The organism is Streptomyces sp. NPDC058086 (assembly GCF_042885015.1).
Classification (GTDB): domain Bacteria; phylum Actinomycetota; class Actinomycetes; order Streptomycetales; family Streptomycetaceae; genus Streptomyces.
This window is the reverse complement of record NZ_JBHVST010000311.1, coordinates 1-1,067: the sequence shown is the minus strand read 5'-3', so window position 1 is coordinate 1,067 and position 1,067 is coordinate 1. Positions and strand designations below refer to the sequence as shown.

At 67.2% G+C, this 1,067-nt stretch carries 3 protein-coding genes; 2 read left to right on the top strand and 1 reads right to left on the bottom strand.

Features of this window, described 5'->3' with window-relative positions:
- A partial coding sequence (locus tag ACFVWD_RS58515) for a hypothetical protein (RefSeq protein ID WP_389607346.1) occupies positions 1–199 on the bottom strand: 199 nt, incomplete at its 3' end.
- Between the two features lie 133 nt (positions 200–332).
- Between ACFVWD_RS58515 and ACFVWD_RS58510 the strand changes: the two genes are divergently transcribed.
- Entirely contained in the window at positions 333–707 is a 375-nt protein-coding gene (locus ACFVWD_RS58510; RefSeq protein WP_073772435.1) for a PadR family transcriptional regulator, read from the top strand.
- 10 nt (positions 708–717) lie between these two features.
- Positions 718–1,067 (top strand): HAAS signaling domain-containing protein (locus ACFVWD_RS58505; RefSeq protein ID WP_389607345.1); only part of this gene is annotated, 350 nt, incomplete at its 3' end.

Below are 1,067 nucleotides of genomic sequence, written 5' to 3'. Positions count from 1 at the left end.
TGAGTGCAGTGATGCCCCGCTCGAACGCCCCAGCGCCCTTCCCCTTCGTGGCCGGTGTGGTCCGGGGCGTGAGCCCGAGACCTTCCAGGCGTGCGCGCTGTTCGTCGTTGAGGCTGTTCCAGCTGTGGGTTTCGGTCTGGCGGGTGGTCCAGGTGACCGCCTGGCCGCGATGCGCGCGGTCGTCTCGGCCGCGTAGCAAGCGCGTGCGGGTCGCCCCTCTGAGCGGGCGCGTTCGTGGCATGAAGCTGGGAAGCGGTTGATCGGCCGCCGTGGAGCGGCTGCGCACACCTGCTCACGGACAAATACATGCGAGACCTGGTATCTTGTGCTGCATGGTAGCCGGTGAAGCAAGTAATCAGGTTCCGGAGAAGATCGAGGTCCAGCTCCGTAAAGGGGTCCTGGAGTACTGCGTCCTGGCCCTTCTGCGAGACGGGCCCAAGTACGGGGTCGAGCTGCTGAAGGACTTGCAGGAGACCGTGCTCGCCACGAGCCCGGGCACCGTCTACCCCCTGCTTTCACGGCTCCGGCGCGACGAACTCGTCGTCACCACCTGGCAGGAGTCCTCCACCGGCCCGCCGCGCCGCTATTACGAGCTGACCGATGCGGGACGCACCGCGCTCGACTCCTTTACCGGCCTCTGGCCGGCATTCCGCGACACCGTCGACCACCTCCTTTCGCCCCCCAACGGGCGCCGGCACAACCCCTGAGGGGCGCACCTTGAAGACCGACGACAACACCCTGGTTCGGGAGTACCTCGCGACCGTGGAACGCGAGAGCACGGCACTGCCCCCGGCAGCCCGTCAGGAACTCCTCGCCGACCTCAGCGAGCACATAGAGGTCGCGCGCGCCGAACGGCCCGGCGACGTCCGCGCGATCCTCCACGAAGTGGGTGACCCCCGCACGATCGCCAACACCGCCCTCCACGAACTCGGCCACACCACCACATCCCCCACACGCACACCGAAGCGTCACCGTTCCCCCGCCTGGCTACCGCTGCTCCTTTTGATAATCAGCACCGTGCTGCCCTACGCGGGAGACCATGTGCTCCTGAGCTGGATCAGCATAGC

What these genes read in the sequence shown, in the direction of transcription:
- ACFVWD_RS58510 (WP_073772435.1), top strand. Translation starts at nt 333, where the DNA reads ATGGTAGCCGGTGAAGCAAGTAATCAGGTTCCGGAGAAGATCGAGGTC.